Source organism: Bradyrhizobium sp. 142, assembly GCF_023074015.1.
Lineage (GTDB): Bacteria > Pseudomonadota > Alphaproteobacteria > Rhizobiales > Xanthobacteraceae > Bradyrhizobium.
The window spans coordinates 1-3,966 of sequence record NZ_JADPKQ010000408.1 but is presented as its reverse complement, the minus strand read 5'-3'; the positions used below and the strand labels follow the sequence as shown (position 1 = coordinate 3,966).

Below are 3,966 nucleotides of genomic sequence, written 5' to 3'. Positions count from 1 at the left end.
CTCCGGGTCGTGCTTTGCTGGTCCGCATTCCCCTTGGTCGCGGCCCTTCGCTCCACCAGCTCCTTTCGCAGATCGCTCTGCCTCGTTCGCCGGCTTCGCCGCTACTGTGGCCGCGTCCGACTTCCCGCGTTCGTTCGTCATCGGCTTCGGCTCCTCGCCTTCCCGATGCGGACCGAAGGCGCATGCCGCCTGCGGTCGAACGCGGGACCTCCCAGGTTCCGGCGCGGTCCCTTACTGCGTGATGGGGTCTTCGACCACGGCAGAGCGTCAGCCCCTCGCATAACGGAACCGCACATGTTGCCTTCGACGTTGCTTACCGCCTCGGCCTCTGCGAGTTTCTGTCTTTCGCGGCTCAATAGCCCACCCCACAGCATCGTTGTGTACGCTTCGCTGCCGCCGTCGCCGACGACACCGCAACACTCACTACCAGGCGCCCGCTACGGCTTACCCGGACCGGACTTCCACCGGTTGGACCGCGCCAGCTTGCCTGGCGCACAAGCAATCCAGAATGCCTCTGCGGCAGGATTCTGGATTGCTTCGTCGCCAGGGCTCCTCGCTATGAGGTCTGGACCTCACGTCACCGCATTGAGGACCTGATATTCCGGCCGGCGCCACACCTCGTCCACGATCACCTCCTCGATGATCCCGGCCGCCGTCAGCACCTCGGCCTCGCCGATATAAAGCGGCGTGATGCCAAAGCGCATGATGTCAGGTGCGCGGAAATCGCCGATGACGCCGCGGGCGATCAGGGCCTGCATGGCGGCATAGCCACCGTCAAAGGCGAAAGAGACTTGCGAGCCGCGGCTCTCGTGCGCGCGCGGCGTCACGAGCTTCAGCGACGGGCAGCGGCGTTCGACTTCGCTGATCAGGAGGTCGCCCAAGGCCAGCGACCGCGCCCGGACCTCCGCAATATCGACGCGGTCCCAGATATCGAGGGAGGCCTCCAACGCCGCCATCGCCAGCACCGGCGGAGTGCCGACGCGCATGCGCTCGACGCCGCCGGCGGCAGCATAGACGAGCTCGAACGCAAACGGCTTTGCGTGGCCCATCCACCCGGACAGCGCGGCGCGCACGCTATCGGCATGGCCCGGCGCGACGTAGAGGAAGGCCGGCGCGCCGGGGCCGGCGTTGAGATATTTGTAAGTGCACCCCGCGGCGAAATCGGCGCCGCAGCCGGCGAGATCGACCGGCAGCGCACCGGCGGAATGCGCGAGGTCCCAGACCGTGACTATGCCGAGGGCATGCGCTTTCGCGGTGAGCTTTGCCATGTCGTGACGGCGGCCGGTGCGGTAATCGACCTCGGTGATGTAGAGGACCGCGATCTCCTCCGACAGCGCCATCTCGATTTCCTCCGGCGCCACCAGGCGCAATTGATGACCACGTCCGAGCGTCGCGATCAGACCCTCGGCCATGTAGAGATCGGTCGGGAAATTGCCGGTGTCCGACAGGATGATCTTGCGGGTCCCGTTCATGTCGAGCGCGGCGGCAAGCGCCTGATAGACTTTCAGTGACAGCGTGTCGCCTATCATTACCGAGCCGGTCTCCGCGCCAATCAGCCGCGCGATGCGGTCGCCGACGCGGCGCGGCTGGACGTACCAGCCCGCACTGTTCCAGGCCCGGATCAGCTCATCGCCCCACTCGGCCTTGATAACGTGGTCGACGCGTTCGGCGACACCCAACGGCAGCGCGCCGAGCGAGTTGCCGTCGAGATAGATCACGCCGTCGGGCAGATGGAACAGCGACTTGGTGTCGTCATAGACGCGCAGCTTGGTCTCGGTCATGGACATCTCTAGAGGACGGTGCGAACGCGCCAGAGTTCGGGGAATAGCTCGATTTCCAGCATGCGCTTGAGATAGCTGACGCCGCCGGTGCCGCCGGTGCCGCGCTTGAAGCCGATGACGCGCTCGACCGTCGTTACGTGGTTGAAGCGCCAGCGGCGGAAATAATCCTCGAAATCAACCAGCTTCTCGGCGACCTCGTAGAGCATCCAGTGCGTCGCAGGCGCCTCGTAGACGTGTCGCCAGGCTTCCAGCACACCCTCGTTGAAGCTGTGGGTTTCGCGGACGTCGCGCGACAGTACGGCCGCAGGCATTTTGAGCCCGTTGCGATCGGCGAGCCGCAGCACCTCGTCATAGAGGCTCGGCGTCGCGAGCTCGGCCTCCAGCAGCTTCGTCACTTCGGCGTCGTGCGCGTGCGGCTTGAGCATGGCGTGATTGCGGTTACCGAGCAGATATTCGATCAATCGGTACTGGCGCGACTGGAAGCCGGAGGACTGGCCGAGCTGCGAGCGGAAGCGCGTGTATTCGCTGGGTGTCATCGTGCGCAGCACGTCCCAGGCGCCGTTGAGCTGCTCGAAGATGCGCGAGACCCGCGCCAGCATCTTCATGGCGGGAGCCACCTCGTCCTGCGCGATGGCGCGCCGCGCCGCGCTGAGCTCATGGATGGCAAGCCGCATCCACAGCTCGGTGGTCTGATGCTGGATGATGAACAGCATCTCGTCATGCGCTTCGGAGAGCGGATGCTGCGCGCCGAGGATCGCATCCAGCGCCAGGTAGTTGCCGTACGACATGCGCCGGGCGAAGTCGGTTTCGGCGCCTTCGGTTGCAGGATCGTAATCGCTGGACGTCATGACGGGCACTCTCGGTCGATCATCCTGTTGGCCACAATCAGTCGAAACCGATTAGGCGCGCCGTGATCGGCGACGACGGGTCCTTCAACCCGTCGATCACGGTGAAATGGTTGAGCCCGGGATCGATGACCAGGTGCGTCGGCACGTCGAATCCGGTCCAGACATTGGCCATCAGGTCGGACTGGCGGATGAACTCGGGCCGCTCGCCGCCGCCGACCCAGGCTGTGACTGGCGAATGCCCGCGCGGCAGATGCAACGCCGCGCTTTCGAGCGTCGCCTCCTCCATGGTCATGCGCAGCGTCTCATTCATCTTCGTCTTTAAGAGCGGGCGCAGATCGTGCAGGCCGCTGACCGAGAGCGTTCCGGCGATGCGGTTGTAGACGGCGGGTTCGAGCCGGCTGTCGTCGCACAGCATGCGTGTGACGAGATGGCCGCCTGCGGAGTGGCCGGCGAGCCGGATCGGTCCTGCGACGAGCGAGGCCGCCTTCGCGATGGCGGCAGCGATCTCGGCGGTAATGTCGGAGAGGCGCGCGGCGGGCGTCAGCGTGTAGCTCGGCAGCGCGACGCTCCAGCCGTGATGGCGGGCGCCCTCGGCAAGATCGGTCCAGGCCGACTTGTCGAAGCGCATCCAATAGCCGCCGTGGACGAACACGACGAGGCCCTTGCTGTCGCCGTCGGGCACGATCAGGTCGAGGCGCTGTCGCTCACTGGCACCGTAGGCGATGTCGGGGCGAAACCCCCTCAGCGCGGCACGATAGGCCGCCGCCCGCTCCGCCCACAGCGCCGGAAGCTTGTCCGAGCCCGGGATATGGGCCGAATTGGCGTAAGCATCATCCCAATCGCGCATCGTTACTCCCCGAGGACTCAGGCCTTGCGATCGCGGGCAGTCTGCCACCGGCAGGTCCGACATCCTAGTCTTCATTTTAAGCTTAAAGTATCTCGCGCCGCCCTCGTTTCGGGCACGGGCCGCAGCGGCAAGAAATTTCCTCCTCACCCTGTGAGGGCCGCGAACCGACGTCTCGAAGGGCGAAGGCCACCGGCCAGGTCTGCATCCTTCGAGACGCTGGTTGCGCAAGCTCCTCAGCATGAGGAACTCGCTTCACGTTCCGTCATTGCGAGCGCAGCGGTCGCGGTAGGGACGCTCATTGCTGAGCGCCCCCCGCACAGATCCGTACGTGCGGCTTTCCCGCATACGGCTCCCACCTCGGGTGAGTGACGGCGAAGCGTGCTCGCGGCCAAGGATGACGGATGTTGGGCCTGGGGAGGCAGTCACAGGCGAGGCGACTGATCGTCTCCCACCTCATGCCATCGGTCTGGCTGCGGCGCCGGAGCGTGCG

The 3,966-nt window shown here is 65.6% G+C and carries 3 protein-coding genes; all 3 read right to left on the bottom strand.

Annotated elements, in window-relative coordinates:
• Positions 1-572: 572 nt before the first annotated feature.
• Genes kynU through IVA82_RS37600 form a run of 3 tightly spaced genes read right to left on the bottom strand, consistent with a single transcriptional unit; the run spans position 573 to position 3,476 of the window.
• Positions 573-1,787 (bottom strand): kynureninase, encoded by a 1,215-nt coding sequence (gene kynU / locus IVA82_RS37610; protein ID WP_247389532.1) that lies wholly within the window; start codon positions 1,785-1,787, stop codon positions 573-575.
• A gap of 2 nt (positions 1,788-1,789) precedes the next feature.
• Entirely contained in the window at positions 1,790-2,629 is an 840-nt protein-coding gene (gene kynA, locus IVA82_RS37605; RefSeq protein ID WP_247389533.1) for a tryptophan 2,3-dioxygenase, read from the bottom strand.
• Between the two features lie 37 nt (positions 2,630-2,666).
• The gene (locus tag IVA82_RS37600; RefSeq protein ID WP_148740909.1) at positions 2,667-3,476 is read right to left on the bottom strand and encodes an alpha/beta fold hydrolase; all 810 of its coding nucleotides are present in this window, start codon (positions 3,474-3,476) and stop codon (positions 2,667-2,669) included.
• Positions 3,477-3,966 lie beyond the last annotated feature (490 nt).

Bases quoted from the DNA above. Each gene is read 5' to 3' on its own strand.
- kynU (WP_247389532.1), bottom strand. From the start codon at position 1,787: ATGTCCATGACCGAGACCAAGCTGCGCGTCTATGACGACACCAAGTCG.
- kynA (WP_247389533.1), bottom strand. From the start codon at position 2,629: ATGACGTCCAGCGATTACGATCCTGCAACCGAAGGCGCCGAAACCGAC.
- IVA82_RS37600 (WP_148740909.1), bottom strand. From the start codon at position 3,476: ATGCGCGATTGGGATGATGCTTACGCCAATTCGGCCCATATCCCGGGC.